This window comes from Brevibacillus sp. AG (genome assembly GCF_028369215.1).
GTDB lineage: Bacteria > Bacillota > Bacilli > Brevibacillales > Brevibacillaceae > Brevibacillus > Brevibacillus porteri.
Window position 1 is genome coordinate 220,448 of the sequence record NZ_JAQMYO010000006.1, and the last position, 23,688, is coordinate 244,135.

Here is a 23,688-nt window from a genome sequence, read left to right on the forward strand (position 1 = left end):
CTTGCAAACAAGGATTCTTCCAGACAAACTCGTCTCCAGTGTCTTTCCTCGGTAGACATAAAAAGAAAATCTAGAAAAAATTTCATGTAGAATCAAGTCGAATCACGCTATAATAGGGATACCCTGAGGAAAGGCGAAGGAAAGGAAATGCGACTGAAATCCATTCAAAAATGCCAGCCGGGTGATAAACTGGCTCGTTCCATCTATACAGAGAACGGAACGATTCTCGTTGGCGCTGGAGTAGAACTAACCCAACGAATGATAACTCGACTCAAAAACAAAAACGTGAACAGTCTCTACATCCAAGACAAGCGCACGGATGATATTATTGTGGAGACAGTCATTTCCGAAAATACTCGCAGACAAGCAATGTCCATTATTCACGATACATTCCGAACCGTTCATCAAGTCCCGGATAAATGGCAGCAGCTTTTTTCGGACAAGGGTTTGGGACGTAAGCTGCGGGATGTCATGCAAACCGTTGCGGATGAATTGAACAGTAGTGATTCAGCCATGAATTTATTGGCAGATGCTTGCGCCTTCGACAATTACATATTCACGCACTCATTTAACGTTGCCTTGTATAGCACAGCTCTCGCTATAAATACTGGCTGTTCGGAAAAAGATGTGTTGGAGATTAGTATTGGCGGTATGCTCCACGACATAGGAAAAATGCATATCCCAGACGACATTTTGCAAAAACCGGGCCGCCTTACGCAAGAAGAATTTGAAATCATGAAAAGACATACAGAGATCGGTTTTGAAATGCTGCGTCGTCAAGACGACATCCCATTGCTTGCAGCCCACTGTGCTTTTCAGCATCACGAGCGCTGGGATGGCTCCGGTTATCCGCGGCACTTGAAAAAAGAAGAGATTCATCCGTTTGGTCGCTTGATGGCAGTGGCCGATGTATTCGATGCTCTGACGTCGCATCGGGTATACCGTCGCGGAATGCTCCCTCATGAAGCGATGGAGGTGCTCTACTCCGGTTCAGGCAAACTGTTTGACCATGTGTATGTAGAGGCTTTGCGAAATACGATTGCACTCTACCCTGTTGGTCTGACCGTCAGCCTGAACAATGGTATGTCTGGTGTCGTCGTCGATTCGAACAAAGGAATGCCGAGCCGTCCGATCGTCAGAGTCCTGGTGGATGAAGAAGGTCGGGATGTCGAGCAACCCTATGAGTGTGACTTGTCCAAAATGCTGACGCTCATGATCATCGCCTGTGGCGATTTGGTATAATCAGAGCCAGTCTTTCTTTTTGAAAATGATAAACATCGTCGTGCCGATCGCCGCCATACTTCCCAGCACGATGTAGTAGCCATAGGGTGAATGCAGCTCAGGCATCACATCAAAGTTCATCCCGTATATACCGGTCACAATCGTCAACGGCATAAAAATCGTCGTCAAGGCGGTAAAAACACGCATAATATCGTTGGCTCTGCCAGCAAGCGCCGCTTGATACGCTTCGCGCAAGTTTCCGATGAGTTCGCGAAAAGCTTCAAAGCTCTCTACAATTTTGCTGGCATCCTCTACAATATCGCCAAAGTACTTCCGCAAATAAGGTTGAATCAGCGGGAGTTCTTTTTTATGTAGGGCGTCAATCAAATCCCGCTGGGGAACGAGCATTTTACGGGCGTACAAGATTTCACTGCGCAGCCCGATAATTTGATCCAGATGGGATTTTTTCGTGTGCATCAAAATTTGTTCTTCCAGGTTTTCAAGCAGGTCTTCAATTTTTTCTGTCACATCAAAATAACGATCGACAATTTGATCTACCAAGTAGTACAGAAACGCATCGGGCCGATTGACTTCTTTTTCTCGGATGATTGACAGCATGGTAGTGAATTCGGGGGCCTCCTGCTTCGTTACGGTGATAATGGTGCTGCTGCCCAAAAAAATATTGATCTCGCGTAAGAAGATATCATGATTGTGGAAGGTAATGCCATTGATGACCATAAAGTAATGATCATCGTAATGTTGCAGCTTGGGCCGCTGTTCTTCCTCGTCGATGCAGTCCTCGACAGCCAGATGATGCAGTCCGAACAGCGGCTGTAAAATATCCAAATCGAATGGTGCGGCATGAATCCAGTAAAACCCGTTCACAGGTGGAGTAGCAGCCTCTTCGACGTCTTCTATCTCAGTGATGATTCCGTTTTGTACGAGTCTGATCTTCATGATCGATTCTCCTGCTAGTGGATTCGGTTGCGGCGGGTAGACGGGGCCAGATCTGTGTGAGAATCAGTTCATAAGCAGAACGAAGTGCTCGGCGGCTAGGCGGAGCCTGTGATGCACGCTGTTGCTTGGGAGTCGTCATGCCAATTCGCCTCCTCGATAAAAGTCTTCATCCTATACGTATGAACGTCAACTCGTCCTTTTTCCCGCTGCGGCTAACTGTGGTAATTCCCTTGATTCGTACACATGCGCACCTGCCAGTCCAAGAGAGGCGATGTGATGCATGGCTCCTGCGACATCTGTTGCAGTGACAGGTTGATAGGCGCGTAACGGTCCGATCCAGAGAAACGAGAGTGAGTGTGATAGCTTCGCACCGAGCTCTTCCGATCGCCGGTGTTCCTGTCGCGGGCCCAGTAAAAGGGAAGGGTGGAACAAATGCAGACTCGGAAGCGCCAACTCGCGCAGTGCTTCCTCCAGCTCACCTTTTACACGATTATAGAAAAAGACGGATCGGCTATTTGCGCCGATTGCTGTGATGATGAGAAACTGGCTGGCTCCTTCTTCTTTTGCCAATCGAGCAATTTCGAGCGGGTACTGATAATCCACTGTGCGAAAACCCTCACGACTACCAGCCTTTTTCATGGTTGTCCCCAAGCAGCAAAAGATGTCTGCTCCTTCTAAAAACTGTCGGCAATCCCCCAACTGACGAAAGTCAATGACGACTGTCTGCAAGCGAGGATGTGTGAAAGGGAGCGCGTTGCGGACGACAGCGATGATTTTTCCATATGCGTCATCTTTTAAGAGATGTTGTAGCAATGCACGGCCGACGAGTCCGGTCGCTCCAAATAATACCGCACGTTTCATTGCCATAGTGTTCCTCACTTTCTGCGATCCCTCTCTCTTATTTTACCGTTTCGAACGGTTTGACCAAAGCCATTTTTTGCATACTACAGGTAAGCTGAACAGATGAAAAGGTGGATGTATCGATATGTGGACAAACAAGAGGGTAGGTATGATTGGCTGTTTCGTATGGATGTTGACAGGAGCCGGGTGGGGACAAGGCGCTCTTGCCTTGGAGGGGAGAGACGTACAGCCTCCTCCAACTGTGTTCGAGCAAATCCAGATCAAACGGCAGGATGTGACAGGCGATGGTCGGCCGGATTTCGTTACGTTGCTAGGAAAGAGGTTTGCGGCAGACAGTCCTTACTTCGAGCACCTAAAAATCATGGTTCAAGATCCCGTTGCGAAAAAAACAACCTTTTTTACAACACCGTATGGCGCTTATCAGCCGGAGATGTTCTTTTGTGATTTTACTGGCGGGGGTGTGCAACAAATTTTACTTCAGGCGCCGACTGGGGGTAGTGCAGGGACGTCTGAGTTTTATTTGTTCGCAGACAAGGACAATAAGCCGGCGATTCTGCCTGTTCCTCAGCCCTTGACGATTTCGGGCTCCTACCAGGATCATTACAAAGCGTCATTGACGATCAAGGAGACGGGGGAGACTGTCGTTCTGGATTTGTCACATCGCAAAAAAATCTATGAAGAAAATGGGGTATACAAGAACGGGAAGCTAGTTTCTTCAGTAGAGGTCATGCCTAACACGTTCAGCGTACTCATGCCCATCGATGAGAATCGTGATGGTATTTGTGAATTAAAAGGAGAACAAAGAGTCAGCGGTGTAGCCAACGCCGATACGATCGCGTATGTGGAGTCGTACTGGAAGTGGGACAAGACAAGCTGGAAGCTGCAACGGGCAGTCGTGAGGAAAGCGGAATGTAGGTGTTTGCTAGGCTCAAACAACCGCCCATAGCCCATGTGGGCGGTTTACACCCGTTTGCAAAGGGGTATATAATTGAAAGGATATTCCAGAGTTATATGTACTCGGATAAAAGGAGTTCAGGCTATGAGCACATGTCCGTTTTCCACCTTTTTTGGATTGAAAGGGAAAGGAAAAAGTGAATCTTTTTTTCAGGGGGTGAAGGAAAAGGGGGAAGTGCACATTGGAGGGAAAAGTACCCTCGCGAAGCAACTAGCAATGATCAATTTGACCGAAGAAGAATTGGCCATTGTGAAAGCACTTCAGCCACTTATCATTCAAAATATTGACGCTATTGTCGACTATTTTTATACCAGTATTGAAAAAGAACCGCTTTTAATGAAGATTGTAAACCAAAACAGTACGATTGAACGGTTGAAATTAACGTTGAACCGCCATATCTGCGAAATGTTTAGCGGACGCATCGACAGCGCTTACATTGAACAGCGCAGTAGAATTGCTGTTATTCATATGCGAATAGGCTTGGAACCAAAATGGTACTTGAGTGCATTTCAAAACATGATGGTTTCCTTGATTGATCTCTTGCATAAAAATATCGCGGACAAGGACGAATTCGTACAAGCCCTCACGGCCGTCACGAAGATTCTCAGCATCGAACAGCAAATTGTGCTGGAGGAATACGAAAACGAGCATGAAAAGGCGCGGCGAGCGGAACAAGACAAAAAGGACGAGCTGCGAATCCTCCTGACCAATTCTGCGCATGAGCTGGCAGCGGTCTCAGAAGAAAACAGCGCGTCTGTTGTACAATTGACAGAACAGTCGAGAGAAGTGCTTCGTTTTGCTGAAAATGGCACGGGCTTTTCCACGAAAGCACAAGACCTGTCCCGTGAAGGCAAAGAAAAGCTGGAAAAACAACAGGAACAAATGTGCTTGATTCAGAGCAGCGTCAAGCAAATCTCGGAAGAAATGAACGCGATGGAGAAAAACGCAGAAAAAATCCAAGGGATTGTAGAGGTCGTGACGGCAATTGCTGAGCAGACGAATCTCTTGGCGCTAAATGCTGCGATTGAAGCAGCACGTGCGGGTGAACAGGGACGCGGATTTGCCGTCGTAGCCGATGAGGTACGCAAGCTGGCAGAACAGACCAAAAAGTCGGTTTTCGGTGTGCGTGAGCTGATCGAGAAGACGAACCAACAGACAGTGGTCCTCTCGTCTGTCGTGGTAGAAATTCAGGCGCTGGTCCAATCGAGCACTGCGGTAGTAAACGAGACGAATGCCTTTTTTGAAGGAATCATGAGCGCTGTCTCAGACAGTAAAGAACAGAGCTCACGGATTCAGCGGGAGCTGGAAAACTTCTTCAAAGTCATGGAAGATATGAACCAAGCGGTGGCACAGGTAGCCAGCTCTGCGGATGAGCTATCGGAAATAACAGAAAACCTGTAAAAGATAGTAAGTTTTTCAGTTCAAAGGGAACAATAGTGACGGCAATTACGCAATGGAGGACTGTAGACGTTTACGGAAACAACCGGACTTTGTCCATTGTTGCGAATGGCGTGGATTTCCCCAGGCTCTACAAAATAGTATTCACCCGTACTGACATGAGTGGTTTGTGCTCGTTGTACTTCATTTTCATTATTCGTTTGGACATAAATCATATTCGTTAGCGTGCCTGAGACTACCAATTCCCATCCAAAAGAGTCACCGTGATTATGGGGAATGGATTCCTGATCTGTCGGTAGATGGATCAAGACAACCTCTACATGTGGCGTGGAGAATAATACTTTGCGTCCATAGGGCAGGTTTAGTGGCTCTGGGATGTATGGACCGAGTTGTTCCATGCACGGAGACAGGGAAATGAGAGCGTGTCTAAGCTGGGCAGGAGTAGGTGAAACGAGGGACCCAAATGCTTGTTCCAGACGTTCCAGATTCATAAAAAACCTCCCAAACGAAAGTCATACTCCCTACACCATATGATCAAATTTCAAGAGTAGTGATAGCCTGAGCTTGTCCAAAAGGGAATTATTTACCATTATTATTACATTGTAAATCAACAGGATTACTTGAATTTAGGGCGCTTTTAAAGAAAAAGCGTCCTTTTTTGTGCTATCGACAATCTGCTGACCCACCACCTATTATGGAAGTACGGCAACAAATGCCGTACAGGACGATTTGGGGAACGTCCCCCTTCCGATTGTTTCGAGTAACATAAGCTTTTTTTGATTTTCATTCAAGAGGAGGCATGCGCATGTCAACTGCCATAATCAGTGTACGCACCCACTAGAGGGGGGCGTTGATTCAAACCACCTGTCATGATCGGGAGGTTTGGATGTAGATGAATAAGAAATGGTATTTGTATGTCAATGCATTGTCATCCTTAGGATCACGGATGAATTTGATCGCGTGTAGCGCGTTGATTTTTACATTTGAACATAGTGCTTATTGGATGACGGCTTTTTTCGTTGCAAGACAGCTAGGGGGGATGCTGTTTAGTCCCCTGGCAGGCATGTTGGCTGATCGAATGGACAGAAGGCGTACCATGATCGTAAGCGACCTGGGGGCCGGTCTTGCTATTTTGGCCATCGCATTTTATCCGACACCGTATGTATTAATCGCAGCGGCTTTTCTCAATGGAATGCTGTATACGCTGTTTCATATTAGCTTTCAGGCATCCTTGCCACAAATATTTGGGAGTGAGCAACTGGTTCAGGTCAATGGATTAAAGGTCAGGCTGGAGTCATTGGTAGGCATCATGGGCTTCATGCTGGGAGGATGGCTGACAGATTACTATGGTTATACGATTGTGATCGCTTTGGATGCTGCCAGCTTTCTTTTCTCTGCATGGATTTTGATGAAACTTCGTTGGGAGGAGAAGGGGGACAATGCGTTAGCTACGTCATCTGACGCGGATATCAGAGGAAAAGCAGCGAGTGGCTTTCGTGTCACCCTTCGTTATTTGAGGGAAACACCCGTGCTTCTGACGATTAGTCTATTAGCTTTTCTCGTATCGCTGAGTACATCTGCGTATAATTACGGGTTGCCTTTTTTGGCGGATCAGTTGCACGGTAGTGACGCTACCTTGCACGGATTAATGTGGACGGCGATGAGCGTCGGTGGTTTGATTGGCTCCTATGTGGCAGTTCGTTTGCAGGTGAAGCTGGTGAATGGGATGCTCGTTGCTTATGCTGTTTTTTCCGTGGGGATTGTAGGTGCATTCGCGGCAAACCATGCTGTGTCTGTGCTATTGCTCTTGATTTTCGCGGGTCTATTTTCCGGCGCAGCACAGGTTTATGAGAGCACACTTTTGCAACAAGCCCAAAATGAGCTGCGCGGCAAGGTGATGGGGGTGCAGGGGCTCTTGAGTCGAAGCGGGTACTTCGCAGGTTTTCTCATGGCTCCATTCTTGGCGGGTGCCTTCACTTTATTGGGGATGCTGGTCTTTGCCCAATTGATGTTTGTCGCAGGGCTGATCGGATTTGGCTTGTACCTTGTTATTTCTCCCAAAAAATCGAAATCGGCCTCCTGATACACGTAGTCTTTTTTTCACCTTCTAGCCATAGGATGTACCAGTTGGGAGGTGTCGGGATTGGCCGTATTTCGACCCCGGCGGCGTTGGAGAAACCCGCTTTCACGTACGAAAGCGTTTTTGATCGCGTTGGTTATCTTTTTTGTTTTGACGATACAGACACTTGTGTTTTTGCAAAATCGATTGGAGCCTACTCTCTTGATTCTGGCTACGCAAAAAGCTGAGCAATTGGCGAAAGAAGCGATAACAGATGCCGTAACCAAGCGGATTTCACAGCAAGGCGTCGATTTCAACCAGATTGTCAAAATCGAGAAGAACAACGAGGGGCAGATTCAGGCGTATCAGTTCAACTTCAAGGAATATGCAAGAATCGTGGGCGAAACAACAGCGAGAGTCCAGAACAAGCTCCAAGAGTTCGAGCAAGATAAAGTAGACCGCACGATCCCGCTTGGTTTGGCTACCGGAAACTCCTTTTTGGCATCGATGGGGCCGAATTTGCCAGTGACTTTCGTGCCCATCGGCTCGGTCAAGACTAAGCTGGAGACAGAGCTGAAGGAAGCAGGCATCAACATGGTGCTGGCGACGGTATATATTTTCGTGGAGGTCGATCTGCGCATTGTTATCCCTTTTGCGACTGAGGAGCAGACGGTCACGACGAAAATCCCGATCACCCACTCCTTGATCATTGGCGATGTCCCGACGTATTTGTACAACAACCCGGAAGGCAAGCCGGATGTGCCGCGGATTCCTGGGGATGTACCGAATAGCACTCCGTAATCGCGGAATAGGAAAAAGCGACAGCGCATTGCTGTCGCTTTTTTTGTGCGCACCCAGCATGTAGACTTGGATGATACAGGTAAAATCCTTCGAGAATAAGTTTGAGGAGGAAATTTGATGAATATCACTAAGGTAGTTGAGGGCATATGGGGAAAGAAATGGTCTCCTTCAGAGTATGTGGAACAAGTACAGAGTGTGATACAGCTCTCTTAGATCATAGTCATCTTGTGGCGGAACGTTTCCCGCAAAAAAGCTTTAATCTGGATAGATTCCCCTTGCAAATAAAAAATCAAACTGTTTTTGAACAGGTAAATATCTTTTTTGATAGGACGGATGATAATCCTAGCCTACTTCCATCCTATCTAAGAGAAGAAGAGAAATTTAAGCAGGTATTCCGTAAACTTTGGGCGTACAATTCAGTTTGGATTGAAACAGCATTACCTAATGTAAACGTGGAAATAGCAGCAGATGCTCTAGATAGTGAGAATAAAAAAATAAGGGTTAAAGAAATTCATTCACAATTGAAAGCATCTGGTAGTAAGAGCATGAAAATAAATAATCTACATGATTTTGAATTATTCCTTGAATTAGGGCTTCGTGAGAAAGTTTCTACCGTGTTTGTATTTGAAGATATGAAGATTTGTGTATGGTCAAATTTTGATTTTACGTTACCGTTGTATTCTGATGATGATAAATACACGGAGCTACTCCAAACGATTTGTACTACTGAGGGAATATATTTGCGCTCATTAACTGATTGATCACTATGAATTGACGAGATCACGTATTAGGAAGGAAAATCGCGTCTATGGACTTGAAAAAACTACACTACTTTATTGCAGTTGCAGAAGAACTGCATTTCAATCGCGCTGCGAGTAAACTGAATATGACACAACCACCGTTGACTCAACAAATTCAAGGTCTGGAGGAAGAACTCGGTGTGAAGCTGTTGGAGCGGACCAAGAGACAGGTTCGTCTTACGGCAGCAGGCGCGATTTTTTTGGATGAATCAAGAAGAATTGTTTCCCAGTTGGAACGAGCCGTTACGAGGACAAAACGGGCAAGCCAAGGGAAAATTGGACATTTGTCCATTGCATTTGTAGATTCGGCAGTAGGCGGTATGTTAGTTAACGTCATAAAGGGATTTCGGGAGCGTTTTCCCGAGGTGGAGCTGTCTCTATTAGAAATGACATCTGCCGAGCAACAGAAAGCTTTACTGGACGGAAAAATTGATGTTGGCTTCCTTCGTGTGGCAGAACCGTCCATCCATATCACTTCTCGCTTGTTTACCAACGAAACACTTGTTGCTGTATTGCCGAAGAATCATCCCCTTGCCTTACAGCCATCCCTTTCTGTACAGTCATTAGCGGACGAGCCTTTTATTTTGTTTCCGCATCGGATGGGGGCTTCTTTTCACGACTTCATTTTAGACTTTTGCAGGCAACATGGATTTTTGCCTCACATCGTGCAGGAAGCTGTTCAAATGTATACCATTGTGAATCTGGTAGCTGCTGGTATAGGTATCTCCATTGTTCCCTCTTCGGTAGCTGTATTCCAACGCAGTGATGTCGTGTTCCGAACTTTTATCGAAGAGCCACCTCTCGTCCCACTCTATGCCGCTTGGAAAACTGATAGAAGCGAGTCTGTTCTGGCAAACTTTCTGGATGTGATGGAAGAAACGACAGCTTAGCCTGTTTTTCTGGGGTCAAACTCTGCGATGCCAGCTAACATGTGATTGATTTGCTTCATGACCTGAGAATCTAGTTTGACTCCTGCAGCTTTGACGTTTTCTTTGATTTGTTCGGGGGTAGAGGCGCCAATAATAGCGGAGGATACATGCTGGTTTTGAAGAACCCATGCAATGGCAAGTTGCGGAAGCGTCAAACCGGCTTCTTGTGCCATCGGCTTGATTCTCTCTATTACCTGAAGAACTTCTTTTTGTAGCCATTGTCCGACCAGTTTATCGAAAAAGGGAGAACCAGCGGTCGAAGCCGCTCGGGAGCCCTCTGGTAGTGGCTTGTCGGGTGCATATTTTCCAGAAAGAATGCCTTGCGCCAGTGGTGACCAGACAATCTGTCCGATTCCTTCACGCTCGCAAGCTGGTATGACCTCGGCTTCAATCACACGCCACAGCATGGAATACTGAGGTTGACTGGCTACAAAGGGAACTCGATATTCCTTTGCCAAAGCCGCTCCCAGTTTGATTTGCTCTGCCGTCCATTCACTTACCCCTACATAAAGCACCTTTCCCTGCCGAACCAAATCGGAAAAGGCCAAAAATGTTTCTTCCAGAGATGTAGCTGGATCAAAACGGTGTGCATAATAGATGTCAATGTAATCCGTTTGCAATCTGCGAAGGGATGCGTGGCAGGCTTCCATGATGTGTTTACGGGAGAGCCCCCGATCGTTTTTTCCGGTACCGGTCGGATGAAAAACCTTCGTGCACAACTCAATACTCTCACGACGAATCCCCTTTAAAGACTCACCCAAAATTGCTTCCGCTCTCGTCTCCGAATACACATCAGCGGTATCGAACGTAGTGATTCCAGCGTCTAATGCAGCGTTTACGCAGGCTTGTGCTGTGGTGTCATCTACTTGTGCACCGTGAGTGATCCAGTTTCCCAATGCAATTTCGCTTATGGACAAGCCGCTTTTGCCAAGTCTCCGATATTCCATGAAGTCCTTCCTCCTTTCGAATTTCAAACTGAGTATAACAAGTGAAATTAAATATGGAAAATATATAAAATCATCAGGATTAATATGAAAAACATATTATTTGGATCAATCCGTATCCATTCACCAAGGTTTGTTAATTATTCACATTTTCTGCAATCATTTGCCGCTATGATGAGAGTTGGATGTGATACCTATGAAGAAACAAAGGAAAATCCTCTTTCTCATCTTGTTTGTGGCAGGAACTCTGCTCGATTGGTCCAGTAGTCAGCAAAAACAGGACGTCGATCTTTACACGATAGGAATTGTGATTGCCAATGAGGATAGAAAAGATAAAGTAGCGGGATTAAAGGCGGGATTGCAATCGTTAGGTCTCAGTGAAGGCGCACGTGTTCAGTATGTGCCCGTTTATTTGAATGCGGTTCAGACGCTAGAAGAGGAGCGCTCCCTTGTCCAGGACTTGATTTCAAAAAAGCCTGATGTAATCGTAACGACAGGTGCGCACGAGACCTTTTTGATTCAACAGGGGACAGCGACGGTTCCGATTGTTTTTATCGGTGTCGCCTCAATGGCAGAGCTACCGCTTGTTGAGACCGAGGGAACGGTTACGTGTGGCATCAGTAATGGCCAAATGAATGTCATCGGGAAAAGATTGGAGCTGACAACTCGTTTGTTGCCTGACGCCAAGCGCTTTCTGGTCATTGCCGATTCTCATGCTCCTACGACAGAGCAAGCCATCGTAGAAGCAGAGTCAGCTGCTGCCTCGCTTGGCATTCGTTTACAGGTGAAGCAGGTTGCCTCCCCAAAAGACTTAGAGCAGTTGCTCAGTGGGCTCTCTCCAGGAGAATACGATGCCATGCTTCCTTTACCTAGCTACGTTCTGGAAGATGCGCTTATCGATTGTTTACCTCTTTTGATCGAGAAGCAATTGTTTGTCATGGGCGCATACCCCGAGCAGGTGAAGGCTGGTTTGTATGCCGCTTACGGCGTTTCTTTTCATGCACAAGGCATGCAGGCTGCTCATATGGTGGCTCGGGTGTTGGATGGAGTCCCTCCTACCGCTCTGTCAATCGAATGGCCGGATGACGTGCGGTTAGCTGTCAATGCCACTTCCCTGTCCAAGCTTCCCATTACCGTAACCGACCAACAATGGTCACTGGCACAAGAATGGTATGGAGTGAGGAACAAATGAGGAGGAGCAGACTACCGCGAATCAATCGACTGAAGACAAAAATGCTCCTGTTTGGGCTATGTATGTCCATCATCCCTTTTCTGATTCTTGGTTATTTCAATTTGCATACCAGTAAAGAAAAGGTTCGAGAAGAGGTAGACAGAGCCAATCAGATCTACGTGGAAAATACGTTGGCGCAGTTAGATATGCTTTTTTTACATACGTCCCAATCCATGCAGGTGGTTCAGCAGCGTTTTCTCAATGAGCGCCCTAGCGATGACGATGCTTATTTCTTGCTGAATACGTTATTGAAAACGTCAGCTTACATGGAGGAAGTCGCGCTTTTTCATCAGGATGGAGAGCCGCAGTATTTGCTGAATCGCTGGAAACACCATAGGCAGGACACACCCAAAGAGAGAGACAACCAACTTCTTTCCACGATCCAGTCGGGAAAACCATACATCGGAAGCATTGTCCGATCAGCAGAAGGGAAGCTGCTGGTAACTGTCGCGATCCCTCATGTATCTGCCAACGGTGTAAAAGGCGGCATGTATGCAAAGCTCAATGTAAAACAGTTACTCGAACAAATCACACTGCGAGCTCGCTATGAAAACGAGGCCTATTTGTTCGTCACAGATGGGAAAAGCGATAGGTTTGCCGATCCATTTATGCTGGGCAAGCCTTCTGATGGCTCTTTGACCTATTATGAACAAGCGGTTCCTCCCTCCTGGACACTACCAGATCGAACGGAAAAGCCTGTTATCCGTACGTATCAAGCTTCCAATGGAGATGTCATGGTCAACTATGCCATGCGCTCTTCGGTCACACATTGGGTCATTATGCTGGAGCAGTCAAGCCAAACGGCGTTTGCTGCCTTTTCAAAATTGGAACAATCTCTGCTCTTTACGACCTTATTTATCGCACTTATCGTTCTGGGGATTAGCATTGTGTTCTCTGTCTCGTTTAGTCGATTAATGGAAAAGATCGAATCGGCTGTGCAAAAAATCGCAGGTGGCGACTTATCCGTACGAATACCAGTGACGACCTCAGATGAAATTGGCAGGTTAGCAGCGTCCTGTAATGCAATGGCACAAAGTCTGGAGATGAAGACCAATCAGCTTCTCGAAGAAAAGAAACGGCTTGATCTCGTCGTCAGTGGTATGGGGATGGGGCTGATTCTCGTAGATGAGTCTTTTCGCATTCGCTGGATTAATCAAACAGCATCGGCGTGGTTCCAGGATGCTTCTAATCTCCTGGGAAAAGACTGCCATCAGACGATTGGTCAGCAATTCAGTTCATGCAGTGGTTGCATGCTCCGAACGCGACAAATGGTAAACGAAAAACAGACTGACCTTATTTCCTCCAGAGTCGATCAGGATGGACGTGTCCGTTCTTATCGACATCAGGTTTTCCCTCTGCATCCGGAGAAAGAGTCGTCTGCTTTTCTAGAGGTCATCGAGGACATCACGGAGAAACGAGAGCTAGAAGCCGCTATTGCACAAGCAGACAAGCTCGCTGCTATTGGACTCTTGGCATCGGGCATCGCCCATGAAATCAATAATCCATTAGGTATTCTGTCGGTGTATGGACAAGACTTGCGAGACCGTCTCGTGGACGAGGATATTCGAGATTTGCAGGACACAGGTGAGCTTACCCAATACTTGGACACGATGGATAAACAAATTAACCGTTGCAAGGAAATCACGACCCGATTGCTGCATTTTTCGGGGAAATCACCCGTTACCGTAGAAAAAGTAGATATTCATCAAGTCCTATCAGACATTCTCATTCTTCTGTCCCATGAAATACGTGTCAAACAGGTAACGGTGAACCTGTCTTTGCTGGCTTCTGCTCCGTATCTTCTCGCTACGCCTGGACAACTTCAGCAAATCGTGCTCAATTTGTTAACCAATGCGCTGTACGCGACCACAGAGCGAGGAAATATCGAGATAGCAACTGATTCTCCATCGAATGATCGACTCCGTCTGTGGATCAGAGATGATGGATGCGGTATACCCGCAGCAGATTTGCCCCATGTTTTGGAGCCTTTTTATACAACCAAGCCTCCTGGAAAAGGGACTGGTCTGGGGTTATCGGTCTGCTACGGGATTGTGACGAATTTAGGCGGAGAAATCGAGATCGAAAGTACACCAAACAAAGGCACGACTGTTACGGTCATCCTGCCGTCAGCAAAGGGGGAATGAACAAAAGATGCACGCAGACACACGTATACTCATCGTTGATGACGAAGCAGATTTCCGCCATCTATTAACCAGTCGATTAAAGAGAAAGGGATATACCACGCTGGAAGCATCTGACGGAATCAGCGCACAGAAGCTAGTAACCAGCGAAACGATTCATGTCATTCTGCTTGATTTGAAAATGCCCGGGATGGACGGCCTCTCCTTTTTGCAATGGTGCAAGGAAACCTCTCCTGCCATTCAAATCATTGTTGTGACCGGACACGGAACAATCGAAACAGCTATCGAAGCGATGAAACGCGGCGCTTATGATTATTTGACAAAGCCTTACAACCTCAATGAATTGGAGGTTTTGATTTCCAAGGCCGTCGAAAAACAGCTGCTGACCGAGGAAAACCAACAGTTGAAAGAAGCTCTATCGACAAACGGGAAAACGACGTTTCAAATCGTTGCGGAAAGCCCGAGGCTAAAAGAGGTCCTAGCAACTGCTAGGCGAGTAGCCAGCACGGATTTTCTCGTTCTCTTAAAAGGGGAAAGTGGAACAGGGAAAGATGTCATCGCGAGACTCATTTTTGAATGTAGTGAGCGAGCAGCAGAGGCATTCGTACCGATCAATTTGGGGGCGATACCAGAAACGATGCTGGAGAGTGAACTGTTCGGGCACGAAAAGGGAGCTTTTACAGGCGCAACGGCGCAGAAAAAGGGACTGGTAGAGATTGCCCATCTGGGGACGCTCTTTTTGGATGAAGTAGGGGACTTACCTTTTCCTTTGCAGGTCAAGCTACTCCGTTTTCTGGAAACTGGCGAATTTCGCCGAATAGGGAGCCCGATTCTGCACAAGGTGGATGTTCGTATCATTGCTGCTACCAATGCTGATCTGGAGAAGAAGGTGGAAGAAGGAACGTTTCGATCTGATCTTTATTTCCGGCTGCATGTCATGGATATAACGATTCCACCTCTCATAGAGAGAAGAGAGGACATTTTGCCACTGTCGGCTTTCTTTTTGAATCGACTCAAGCGAAAGTATCCAGTCAAACCGCTTTCTGTGAAAGCGCAGGCAGCTCTTTTGGCCTACTCATTCCCGGGGAATGTTCGGGAGTTGGCTCATATGATCGAACGGGCTGTCGTTTTGGCAAAAGGAGAGGAAATTGACGACAAGGATCTCTTTCCTCACGAACAGCCAGTACCTCACAACGCGTCAGATAGGAAGCTCATTTCATCAGCGGAAACTGGCGAGGAAGAGGCGTTTTTACTGAAAAATGTAGAGCGAGAACATATCAAGCATGTGCTGGACGTTCTGCAATGGAACAAGACCAAGACAGCAGAGAAGCTGGGGATCAGCGTACGTAATCTGTATCGAAAAATCGAAGAGTATGAGCTGCGACCGTGACATTTTGTCGCGTACTGACCATGACATTTTGGCATGGTCTTTTCTTTTTCTTGCTATTCGGAAGCGTTAGGCCGTTCGTTTTCCTGCATCTATCGTATGGCACGCCTCTTGCTACTCTCCTGTAGTGAATGCACGATCAACATGGAGGAGTGAGACCTATGATTAAAAAAGAGAAGACAGGCTGGAAGAAGCTGTCTATGGTAGTAGTGGCGATGCTGGTCTTTGCAGGCTGCGCTACACAGCCGACCGCTCAACCCACCTCAACAGCGAGTGAGGCCAAAGATAAAACAGCGAGTGGGGCAACTGGAGCGAGCAATCTAGATACCTACACCCCGCCTAGTATGGACAAGGTACCAGAGGGGCCATTGGGAGAATCGATTAAGTATGGACATAAGTTAATGAATGAAACGAGTACAGCGATCCCTGAATACACAGGGAATAAGCTCTCCTGCTCCAGTTGTCACGGAAATGCCGGAATGGATGCTACCTCTCCTTTAACGGGTGTCACAGCAGTCTATCCCCAGTACATTCCAAGGTCTGGCAAAGTGCTTACCATTGAGGATCGCATTAATGGTTGTTTTCAACGAAGTATGAACGGAAAGCCATTGCCTTACAACAGCGATGAAATGAGAGCGATGGTTGCCTATCTGACGTATATCTCAACAGATGTACCAGTAGGAATTAAAGAGCGTCCGTGGATAGAGAAAAATGATATGAAGAGCGTACCTCAACCGAATGTGGCAAATGGAGAAGCACTCTTTCAAAAATCGTGTTTGCAATGCCATGCAGCTGATGGTTCAGGAACAGGACCAAACTCTGGACCAGCGCTATGGGGAGATAACTCCTTCAATATTGGTGCAGGTATGGCCCGAATTTCCAAAGCTGCTGGCTACATTCAGCGCAATATGCCTCTAGGTGAAATGGGCGGTATCAAGCAAGGCTCGCTAACGGATCAAGAAGCAGCGGACCTAGCAGCCTATATTTTGTCCAAACCACGTCCAGACTTTGCCAAAAAGGCACAGGATTGGCCAGCTGGAGGAGTTCCAAAGGATGTGCCGTATGAAGTAGAGAGCGCCAAGAAGAAGCAATAGGAACTCAATATCTAACCCAAAAAGGGACTGTCCCAAACGTTATAAAATGACGGAGGGATTGTCCTCTTTTTGATAAAATGGAAGTATCAATCACAGAACAGCTCCTTTTCATATTTGCAATGGACGGTAGGAGGCTTGTATCCTTGCTTTTTGGGAGGACATGCAGCACTATCAATCCTTCATGGAGATGGACCACGATCCGATTTTTCATCAGTCGGGGCAGAGTCAGACGTACGAAGCCATATCGGTAAAGCTTTTCTCAAAGATCGTGGATATGGGTGAACGAAATATCCTGGATGCTCTTGAGAGCGGGGAAATTCTTCGCGTAGTCTGTGCGAAAGACGGGATGTCAACGACCGAGACCATGCTGGGAGGAGTCGTTGCTCAAAGCCAAAAGAACAGCATGGAGTATTTGACCGTGTCGCTGTGGAAAAAGGATAGTAGCCAAGTCAACGAAAATGAGCAGCCACCAGATTATTCCGTTATTCTTGAACCAGCATGGCGTGTTGTCAAAAAAGGAGGCGCAAAATGAGCAGAACCTTTCAAAAAGGCATTATTTTCGATATGGACAACACTTTGTTGCAATCCAGGATCAACTTTGCCGAGATGAAGCGGGCCATTTTTCAGCTATGGGTGGACAATGGGATCGTTCCTTCTACACTTGAGTGGGAAAAGCATACCGCGTCGCAGCTTATTGAGATCGGGCGAAAAGCGGAGCAGATGACGAGCGAGTTGGAGCAAGCGATGTGGGATGCGGTAACCGCGATCGAGAAGGAAGGGATGCATGGCGCTGTATTGGAGCAGCACGCGGTAGAAGTGCTAGAGGAGTTGAAGAACCGCTATCAGCTGTATATCCTGACCAACAACGCTTATGCCGCCGCAGAGGAGGCTTTGAACGAGACGGGAATCGCCTCTTACTTTGATGAAATCGTAGCCCGCGAGCAGATGATGGTCTTGAAGCCATCCCCATCGGGCATTCACTATATTCGCAGCCGCATGCCAGATTGGCCTGTTTCGGCTTGGACGATGATTGGGGATTCGTGGATCGATGGAAAGGCGGCATGCGACGGACAAGTCGCTTTTATTGCCTATCAAGGGAATGAGCAGGACATGGAGCAAAATGGTGTTGTGCCAAAGGCGTACATAAATGATTTGAAAGAACTCCTGACGGTCCTCGAAGAGTGCGAGCAAGAGTAAGTGCACTTCTCCAATAAATGATTACAGACAATAGCGAAAAATGTGCTATACTTTGCCTAACTGAATACCAGCCTTCAGGGTAGGGTGCAATTCCCGACCGGCGGTAATGACGAACGCACGTCTGAGCCCGCGACTCGCTATCGTAAGCAGTTGATAGCGACTGACTTGGTGCAAATCCAAGGCCGACGGTACAGTCCGGATGGGAGAAGGTATTTGGAACGGCCTGTTTCGCTGTTTTTTCAAAAAACGGTAGAAACAAGGCTTCTTTCTGAACGCCCTGAGCATAATATTCATGGGCGTTTTTATTTTTCATAAAACTTCATAGCGACAATCTTCAGGGCAAGGTGAAATTCCTGACCGGCGGTAATGGCGTACGTACGTCTGAGCCCGCGACTCGCTGACCACGCTTGCAGCGACTGATCTGGTGAAAACCCAGAGCCGACGGTACAGTCCGGATGGAAGAAGATTTTTGTGCTTTCTTCATTTGTTTTTTTCAAAAAACGGATGAGGTAAGGCTTCTTTCCCTATGCCCTGAAACGCTTTGAGGTTTCAAGGGCTTTTTGCGTTGTGCTTGGCTGGAATGCTGGACAGAAAGGAGTGCGGTATGGAACAGGACAGCAAGTACATGGATCTGGCGCTGGAACTGGCAAGATCGGCAAGAGGCCAAACCAGCCCGAATCCCATGGTCGGAGCTGTGATTGTGAAGGATGGAACCATCGTGGGAATGGGAGCGCATCTGCGGGCAGGAGAGCCCCATGCTGAGGTGCACGCACTGTGTATGGCTGGGGAAAAAGCGAAAGGCGCGACCGTGTACGTGACGCTGGAGCCTTGCAGTCACTACGGGAAAACACCGCCGTGTGCAGAGGCGTTGATCGCAGCTGATGTACGTCGTGTCGTTGTAGCGACGCTCGACCCGAATCCACTAGTGGCGGGAAGAGGAATGGAGATGCTGCGAGCAGCAGGGCTGGAAGTGGCGGTGGGCGTGAGAGAAGAGGAAGCGAAGGCGCTCAATGAAGTCTTTTTCCATTACATCCAGACCAGACGTCCATTTGTGACGGTAAAGACGGCCAGTACATTGGATGGGAAAATAGCTTCGTTCACGGGACACAGTCGGTGGATTACTGGAGCAGAGGCTCGGGCAGAGGTGCATGAACTGCGCAGGCAGCACGATGCGATCCTGGTTGGGATTGGGACGATTCTCGCTGATGACCCACTGTTGACGGCGCGCCAGGAAGAGCAGTGTTTTGGAAGTCAGCCAGTTCGAGTGATTTTGGACAGTCATTTACGGACGCCGCTGGATGCCCGCGTCGTCCAGAATGCAGATACGAAGACATGGATCTTTACGACAGATGCAGCGCCAAGGGAAAAGCAGAAGCTGCTTGCGGCAAGAGGAGTAAATGTCATCACGACGGAAGCGCCAATTCGCGTGGAAAAGGTGCTGGATACGTTGGGAGAGCTGGGGATTACCTCGTTGCTAGTGGAAGGCGGGCAGGAAGTAAACGGCTCCTTTTTGCAGGCGAGAGCGATTCAAAAGGTAGTGAGCCATATCGCGCTAAAGCTGATCGGGGGAAGCGGCGCGCCCTCGCCATTCGGTGGTCAAGGCTTTGCGACGATGGGAGAAGCGGTACAGCTGACAAATGTTACTGTCACACCGATCGGGAAAGGTGATGTACAAATCATCGGGTACCCACAATGGGAGGATCAGACGTAGCAAGTGAGGAGGAGAGAGCATGTTCACGGGACTGGTCGAAGAAGTGGGCGTGTTGGAATCGATTCAAGGGAACGAGCAGGCGAGTCGACTGGTCATCCGCGCACAGCAGGTACTCGAAGGGGTGAAGCTCGGGGACAGTATCTCGGTCAATGGCATTTGCCTTACGGTTACTGCTTATACGAATCGTCAGTTTAGCGTCGATGTGATGCCAGAGACGATGAACAAGACGAGCTTGCGGCAATTACGCAGCGGACAGCGAGTGAATTTGGAGAGAGCGATGCGGTTGGGGGACCGTTTTGGCGGGCATATCGTCTCCGGGCATGTAGATGGGACTGGAATGGTTGCTTCACGAGAGGTGAATGCGAATGCTGTCGTGTTTCGGATTGAGGCCAAACAGCAGCTGTTGAAGTATGTTATTGCCCGTGGATCGATTTGCATAGATGGCATCAGTCTCACCGTGGTGGACGTAAACGATAACGGTTTTACCGTTTCAATCATTCCGCATACGCTGGCGAATACGAGTCTTGCAGACAGACGACCTGGGGACTTGGTGAATCTTGAAACAGATGTCATCGGCAAATATGTAGAGCGTTTGTTAGGTTATCAAAACCATGGCGGTACAGAGAAATCTGGCGGGCTCAGTCTAGCCTTTTTGCAGGAAAATGGCTTCGCGTGAGAAGGAGGGAGAAAGTATGTTTCATCGCATAGAAGAAGCATTAGAAGATTTGCGTCAGGGCAAGGCGGTCATTGTGGTAGATGATGAGGATCGGGAAAACGAAGGAGATTTTGTCTGCATGGCCGAAGCGGCTTCGCCTGAAATGATCAACTTCATGGTTACACATGGAAGGGGACTCGTTTGCGTACCGGTGACAGAAGAGCACGCAACTCGTTTGCAGCTCCATCCGATGGTGAAGTCCAATACAGACAAGCAAGGAACGGCTTTTACCGTGTCCATCGATGAAGGGAGTACACACACAGGGATATCCGCTCACGAGCGCTCTCAGACTGTCTTGGCGATGCTGGATGATCAAAAGACCGCAGAAGATTTCCGTAGACCGGGACATATTTTTCCGTTAATCGCGAAGTCTGGCGGTGTATTGCGCAGAGCGGGACATACGGAGGCGGCAGTTGATTTGGCTCGCTTGGCGGGGGGCATACCGGCGGGAGTCATTTGCGAAATTATGAACGAGGATGGCTCCATGGCACGTCTGCCGCAATTGGTAGAGATCGCACGCCGCTTTGATCTCAAGCTGATTACGATTGCAGACTTGATCGCGTATCGGATGAGGACAGAATCGATGGTGAAAAGGGAAATCGAAGTGCAGCTACCGACCGCCCACGGTGATTTTCGGATGGCAGCCTATACGAACGAGCTAGATGGAAAAGAGCATGTGGCTCTCATCAAGGGAGAGATCGGACCGGATGAGCCCATTCTCGTTCGCGTTCACTCGGAGTGCTTGACAGGAGATATTTTCGGCTCTCATCGCTGCGACTGCGGTCCACAGCTGCACGCTGCATTGGAACAGATCGAAGCGAACGGACGCGGCATTTTATTGTACATGCGCCAAGAGGGCAGAGGCATTGGCTTGATTAATAAGCTGCGTGCCTACAAGCTGCAGGAGGAAGGCTTGGATACCGTTGAGGCCAATGAAAAGCTAGGGTTCGCCGCTGATCTGCGAGATTACGGTATCGGTGCGCAAATTTTGCGAGATTTAGGAGTGCAACGCATGCGGCTTTTGACTAACAACCCACGAAAAATCCGCGGGCTTATCGGTTACGGATTAACCGTAGAAGAACGGGTGCCGCTTCAAATGCCGGAGCATCTGCACAACAAACAGTACCTATCAACAAAACAAGAGAAGCTGGGTCACCTGCTTCATCTGCACGGATAAGGAGAGGGAATAAGCATGAGAACATTCGAAGGACATTTGGTTGGAACAGGTTTGCGTGTAGGGATTGTGGCAGGACGCTTTAACGAATTGATCGTAAGCAAGCTGGTCGGAGGGGCTCTCGATGCCTTGAAGCGTCATGGTGTAGAAGATGAGCAGGTAGACGTGGCTTGGGTACCGGGGGCATTTGAAATTCCGTTGATCGCTAAAAAAATGGCAGAATCCGGTCGCTATGATGCGGTTGTTACATTGGGAGCTGTCATTCGTGGCTCCACTCCGCACTTCGATTACGTCTGCAATGAGACCGCAAAAGGAGTTGCGTCCTTATCGCTATCGACTGGGATACCTGTTATTTTCGGTGTTTTGACGACAGACAATATCGAGCAAGCCATCGAGCGAGCGGGAACAAAAGCAGGCAACAAAGGCTGGGAAGCAGCAACGGCAGCGATCGAAATGGCTAATTTATCTAAGCAGTTCGCTTAATCATTTCATAGGGAACGAGATGTTTCAACGGGGGCTACGGCTCCCGTTTTCTATTTTTTTGGATAAAATCACCACAGACAGGCCAAAGTAAGAAAGATTTTCCTGAAAAAAGGGGGGATCTAGCGTGAAGCCGACTGATTGGTGGAGAGCGCAAGTACAGGCCATACAAGCAAAGCGGCGCATCGGTTCGGTTCAAGCGCGGCGAAGCGAACAAATTACACCCGATATGGTAAAACAATGCATGCAAAACGTGGATGACCTCAGTAGCTTGTCATTGAAGATGAATGACGAAGAGGTACACGTTTTTTTTCTCGATACGCTGGTGGATGTGTCCCAGATTTATGAGAATGTCTTTCTTCCGTTGCAGCGTTCCGATGGTAGAGATCCGATGCAGGCGCTTCCTTTCTCTCAGGAATGTCTTTTTGACGATATGGAGACGTTGATGAGTAACTTGCTACGCGGTCATACCATCTTGTTTTTCCTGGAAAGAGACCTCATTCTGCATGTGAATACATTTCAGGTCGCGCATCGTTCCATTACGAAATCCGAGACGGAGGCGACCGTCCTTGGACCGCAAGACTCCTTTGTTGAAATGCTGGAGATCAATTTGTCTTTGCTTCGGAGAAGACTGGCTACGCCTCATCTGAAAGTATCGAGCTACACGATTGGTACCCAGGCACAGAACAAGGTAGCTGTGATTTATTTGGACAATATCGCGAACGCGGAAAATGTGGAGCGCGTGAAAAAAAGGATCGACAATGTCATTTACCACGGATTTGTCGGGATGCCTATATTGAAGCAAATGCTGGAGGACAAGCCATACTCTCCGTTCCCGCAGTTTGGCTTGACGGGTCGGCCTGACAATGCAACAGCAGCTTTGTTGGACGGCAGGATCGTGATCATGCTGGATGGCAGTCCGGATGCCGCGATCTGCCCGACTTCCTTTCTGGAGATGTTTAGTAGCCCTGAAGACTTTTATAATCGATGGTCAACGGCGAGCCTGCTGCGGATGATTCGCTTTTTCGGTTTATTTATCACTATTATGCTCACATCCAGTTACGTCTCTGTCTTGACGTATCATCCGGAAATGCTTCCCCCCGCTTTACTGACGATTTTGTCTGAATCGCGCAGCCGGGTGCCATTTCCGCCTGTGATCGAGGTGCTCATTATTGAGCTTGTCATCGAGATCCTGCGGGAAGCGGGGATACGCATGCCGACTAAAATCGGCCAGACCATCGGTATCGTTGGCGGTATCGTGATCGGGACAGCGTCTGTACAAGCGGGGTTAGCCAGTAATATCTTGATCGTCCTTGTTTCTGTATCGGCACTGCTTTCTTTTGTGCCACCCAATTTTTTGATGAGTAATGCGATTCGGCTCGTTCGCTATGGTTTCATCTTGATGGCAGGTGCATTGGGCATGTACGGCCAGATACTGGCACTGGCCTTTTTATTCGCGCACTTGCTCAATCTCACTTCACTCGGGACGCCGTACATGGCTCCGGGGGTTCCGCGTCAATGGACTGATTTGATGAATAGTCTGGTACGTGCACCATTAAGGTTTATCGTCAATCGCAACCGCATGTCCCGGGCAAAGCAAAAGCATGTCCGGCCAGTTGGGGAGGACTAGGGT

23 protein-coding genes and 2 riboswitches are annotated in these 23,688 nt (G+C 48.0%); of the genes, 18 read left to right on the forward strand and 5 right to left on the reverse strand.

Translation table 11 applies throughout. The features are described 5' to 3' along the window. Positions 1-147 precede the first annotated feature (147 nt). Positions 148-1,242, forward strand: a complete 1,095-nt coding sequence (locus POF51_RS17355; RefSeq protein WP_271755785.1) for an HD-GYP domain-containing protein — start codon at positions 148-150, stop codon at positions 1,240-1,242. On the opposite strand, the gene corA is transcribed toward POF51_RS17355, so the two are convergent. From corA to POF51_RS17370, 3 genes are read right to left on the reverse strand one after another with little or no spacing between them, the layout of a single operon-like run. Beyond that, the gene (gene corA, locus POF51_RS17360; RefSeq protein WP_069848781.1) at positions 1,243-2,178 is read right to left on the reverse strand and encodes a magnesium/cobalt transporter CorA; all 936 of its coding nucleotides are present in this window, start codon (positions 2,176-2,178) and stop codon (positions 1,243-1,245) included. After that, positions 2,141-2,317, reverse strand: coding sequence for a hypothetical protein (locus tag POF51_RS17365; RefSeq protein WP_158265744.1), 177 nt, complete (start codon positions 2,315-2,317; stop codon positions 2,141-2,143). The genes corA and POF51_RS17365 overlap by 38 nt, the downstream gene beginning before the upstream one ends. A gap of 47 nt (positions 2,318-2,364) precedes the next feature. Further along, the gene (locus POF51_RS17370; protein ID WP_069848779.1) at positions 2,365-3,045 is read right to left on the reverse strand and encodes an NAD(P)H-binding protein; all 681 of its coding nucleotides are present in this window, start codon (positions 3,043-3,045) and stop codon (positions 2,365-2,367) included. 118 nt (positions 3,046-3,163) lie between these two features. Here POF51_RS17370 and POF51_RS17375 point away from each other — a divergent pair, with 118 nt between their 5' ends. Then, positions 3,164-3,985 carry a hypothetical protein gene (locus POF51_RS17375; protein WP_069848777.1) on the forward strand — a complete coding sequence of 274 codons (822 nt, stop codon included), beginning with the start codon at positions 3,164-3,166 and terminating at the stop codon, positions 3,983-3,985. A gap of 93 nt (positions 3,986-4,078) precedes the next feature. Continuing rightward, positions 4,079-5,395, forward strand: coding sequence for a globin-coupled sensor protein (locus POF51_RS17380; RefSeq protein WP_069848775.1), 1,317 nt, complete (start codon positions 4,079-4,081; stop codon positions 5,393-5,395). 20 nt (positions 5,396-5,415) lie between these two features. Here the strand turns inward: POF51_RS17380 and POF51_RS17385 are convergent, their stop codons facing one another. After that, on the reverse strand, positions 5,416-5,883 hold the full coding sequence (locus POF51_RS17385; RefSeq protein WP_017251399.1) for a cysteine dioxygenase: 468 nt from the start codon (positions 5,881-5,883) through the stop codon (positions 5,416-5,418). Between the two features lie 401 nt (positions 5,884-6,284). Between POF51_RS17385 and POF51_RS17390 the strand changes: the two genes are divergently transcribed. The 4 genes from POF51_RS17390 (at position 6,285) to POF51_RS17405 (ending at position 9,942) form a co-directional block, all read left to right on the forward strand. After that, positions 6,285-7,475, forward strand: a complete 1,191-nt coding sequence (locus tag POF51_RS17390) for an MFS transporter (protein WP_069848773.1) — start codon at positions 6,285-6,287, stop codon at positions 7,473-7,475. Positions 7,476-7,526: 51 nt separating this feature from the next. Then, complete coding sequence (yunB, locus tag POF51_RS17395) at positions 7,527-8,252, forward strand: sporulation protein YunB (protein ID WP_017251397.1); 726 nt, start codon at positions 7,527-7,529, stop codon at positions 8,250-8,252. 146 nt (positions 8,253-8,398) lie between these two features. After that, positions 8,399-9,013, forward strand: a complete 615-nt coding sequence (locus tag POF51_RS17400; protein WP_271755789.1) for a hypothetical protein — start codon at positions 8,399-8,401, stop codon at positions 9,011-9,013. Between the two features lie 47 nt (positions 9,014-9,060). After that, on the forward strand, positions 9,061-9,942 hold the full coding sequence (locus tag POF51_RS17405; RefSeq protein WP_069848770.1) for a LysR family transcriptional regulator: 882 nt from the start codon (positions 9,061-9,063) through the stop codon (positions 9,940-9,942). Here POF51_RS17405 and POF51_RS17410 read toward each other — a convergent pair. After that, complete coding sequence (locus POF51_RS17410; RefSeq protein WP_069848767.1) at positions 9,939-10,928, reverse strand: aldo/keto reductase family protein; 990 nt, start codon at positions 10,926-10,928, stop codon at positions 9,939-9,941. The genes POF51_RS17405 and POF51_RS17410 overlap by 4 nt on opposite strands. A gap of 193 nt (positions 10,929-11,121) precedes the next feature. Between POF51_RS17410 and POF51_RS17415 the strand changes: the two genes are divergently transcribed. The 11 genes from POF51_RS17415 to POF51_RS17465 all read left to right on the forward strand — a co-directional run bounded on the left by POF51_RS17415 (position 11,122) and on the right by POF51_RS17465 (position 23,685). Further along, positions 11,122-12,117, forward strand: a complete 996-nt coding sequence (locus POF51_RS17415) for an ABC transporter substrate-binding protein (RefSeq protein WP_069848765.1) — start codon at positions 11,122-11,124, stop codon at positions 12,115-12,117. Next, positions 12,114-14,300, forward strand: a complete 2,187-nt coding sequence (locus tag POF51_RS17420) for a sensor histidine kinase (RefSeq protein ID WP_271755790.1) — start codon at positions 12,114-12,116, stop codon at positions 14,298-14,300. The genes POF51_RS17415 and POF51_RS17420 overlap by 4 nt, the downstream gene beginning before the upstream one ends. 7 nt (positions 14,301-14,307) lie before the next feature. Further along, a complete protein-coding gene (locus POF51_RS17425) occupies positions 14,308-15,687 on the forward strand; it encodes a sigma-54-dependent transcriptional regulator (RefSeq protein ID WP_271755791.1) in 1,380 nt (459 codons plus the stop codon). Between the two features lie 158 nt (positions 15,688-15,845). Beyond that, the gene (locus POF51_RS17430; protein ID WP_069848758.1) at positions 15,846-16,778 is read left to right on the forward strand and encodes a c-type cytochrome; all 933 of its coding nucleotides are present in this window, start codon (positions 15,846-15,848) and stop codon (positions 16,776-16,778) included. Between the two features lie 139 nt (positions 16,779-16,917). After that, the gene (locus POF51_RS17435) at positions 16,918-17,310 is read left to right on the forward strand and encodes a DUF4937 domain-containing protein (RefSeq protein ID WP_271755882.1); all 393 of its coding nucleotides are present in this window, start codon (positions 16,918-16,920) and stop codon (positions 17,308-17,310) included. Next, positions 17,307-17,975 (forward strand): HAD family hydrolase, encoded by a 669-nt coding sequence (locus POF51_RS17440; protein WP_069848752.1) that lies wholly within the window; start codon positions 17,307-17,309, stop codon positions 17,973-17,975. The genes POF51_RS17435 and POF51_RS17440 overlap by 4 nt, the downstream gene beginning before the upstream one ends. Before the next feature lie 66 nt (positions 17,976-18,041). Next, positions 18,042-18,190, forward strand: a riboswitch (FMN riboswitch). A gap of 111 nt (positions 18,191-18,301) precedes the next feature. After that, a riboswitch (FMN riboswitch) is annotated at positions 18,302-18,446 on the forward strand. A 133-nt stretch (positions 18,447-18,579) separates the two neighbouring features. Next, the gene (gene ribD / locus POF51_RS17445; RefSeq protein ID WP_271755792.1) at positions 18,580-19,686 is read left to right on the forward strand and encodes a bifunctional diaminohydroxyphosphoribosylaminopyrimidine deaminase/5-amino-6-(5-phosphoribosylamino)uracil reductase RibD; all 1,107 of its coding nucleotides are present in this window, start codon (positions 18,580-18,582) and stop codon (positions 19,684-19,686) included. Between the two features lie 19 nt (positions 19,687-19,705). After that, complete coding sequence (locus tag POF51_RS17450) at positions 19,706-20,362, forward strand: riboflavin synthase (RefSeq protein WP_069848749.1); 657 nt, start codon at positions 19,706-19,708, stop codon at positions 20,360-20,362. Positions 20,363-20,378: 16 nt separating this feature from the next. Continuing rightward, positions 20,379-21,578, forward strand: a complete 1,200-nt coding sequence (locus tag POF51_RS17455; RefSeq protein WP_271755793.1) for a bifunctional 3,4-dihydroxy-2-butanone-4-phosphate synthase/GTP cyclohydrolase II — start codon at positions 20,379-20,381, stop codon at positions 21,576-21,578. 15 nt (positions 21,579-21,593) lie between these two features. Further along, positions 21,594-22,058, forward strand: a complete 465-nt coding sequence (gene ribH, locus POF51_RS17460) for a 6,7-dimethyl-8-ribityllumazine synthase (protein ID WP_015893048.1) — start codon at positions 21,594-21,596, stop codon at positions 22,056-22,058. A 124-nt stretch (positions 22,059-22,182) separates the two neighbouring features. Beyond that, positions 22,183-23,685: a spore germination protein gene (locus POF51_RS17465; RefSeq protein ID WP_069848746.1), complete on the forward strand. Its 1,503-nt coding sequence runs from the start codon at positions 22,183-22,185 to the stop codon at positions 23,683-23,685. Positions 23,686-23,688: the final 3 nt, after the last annotated feature.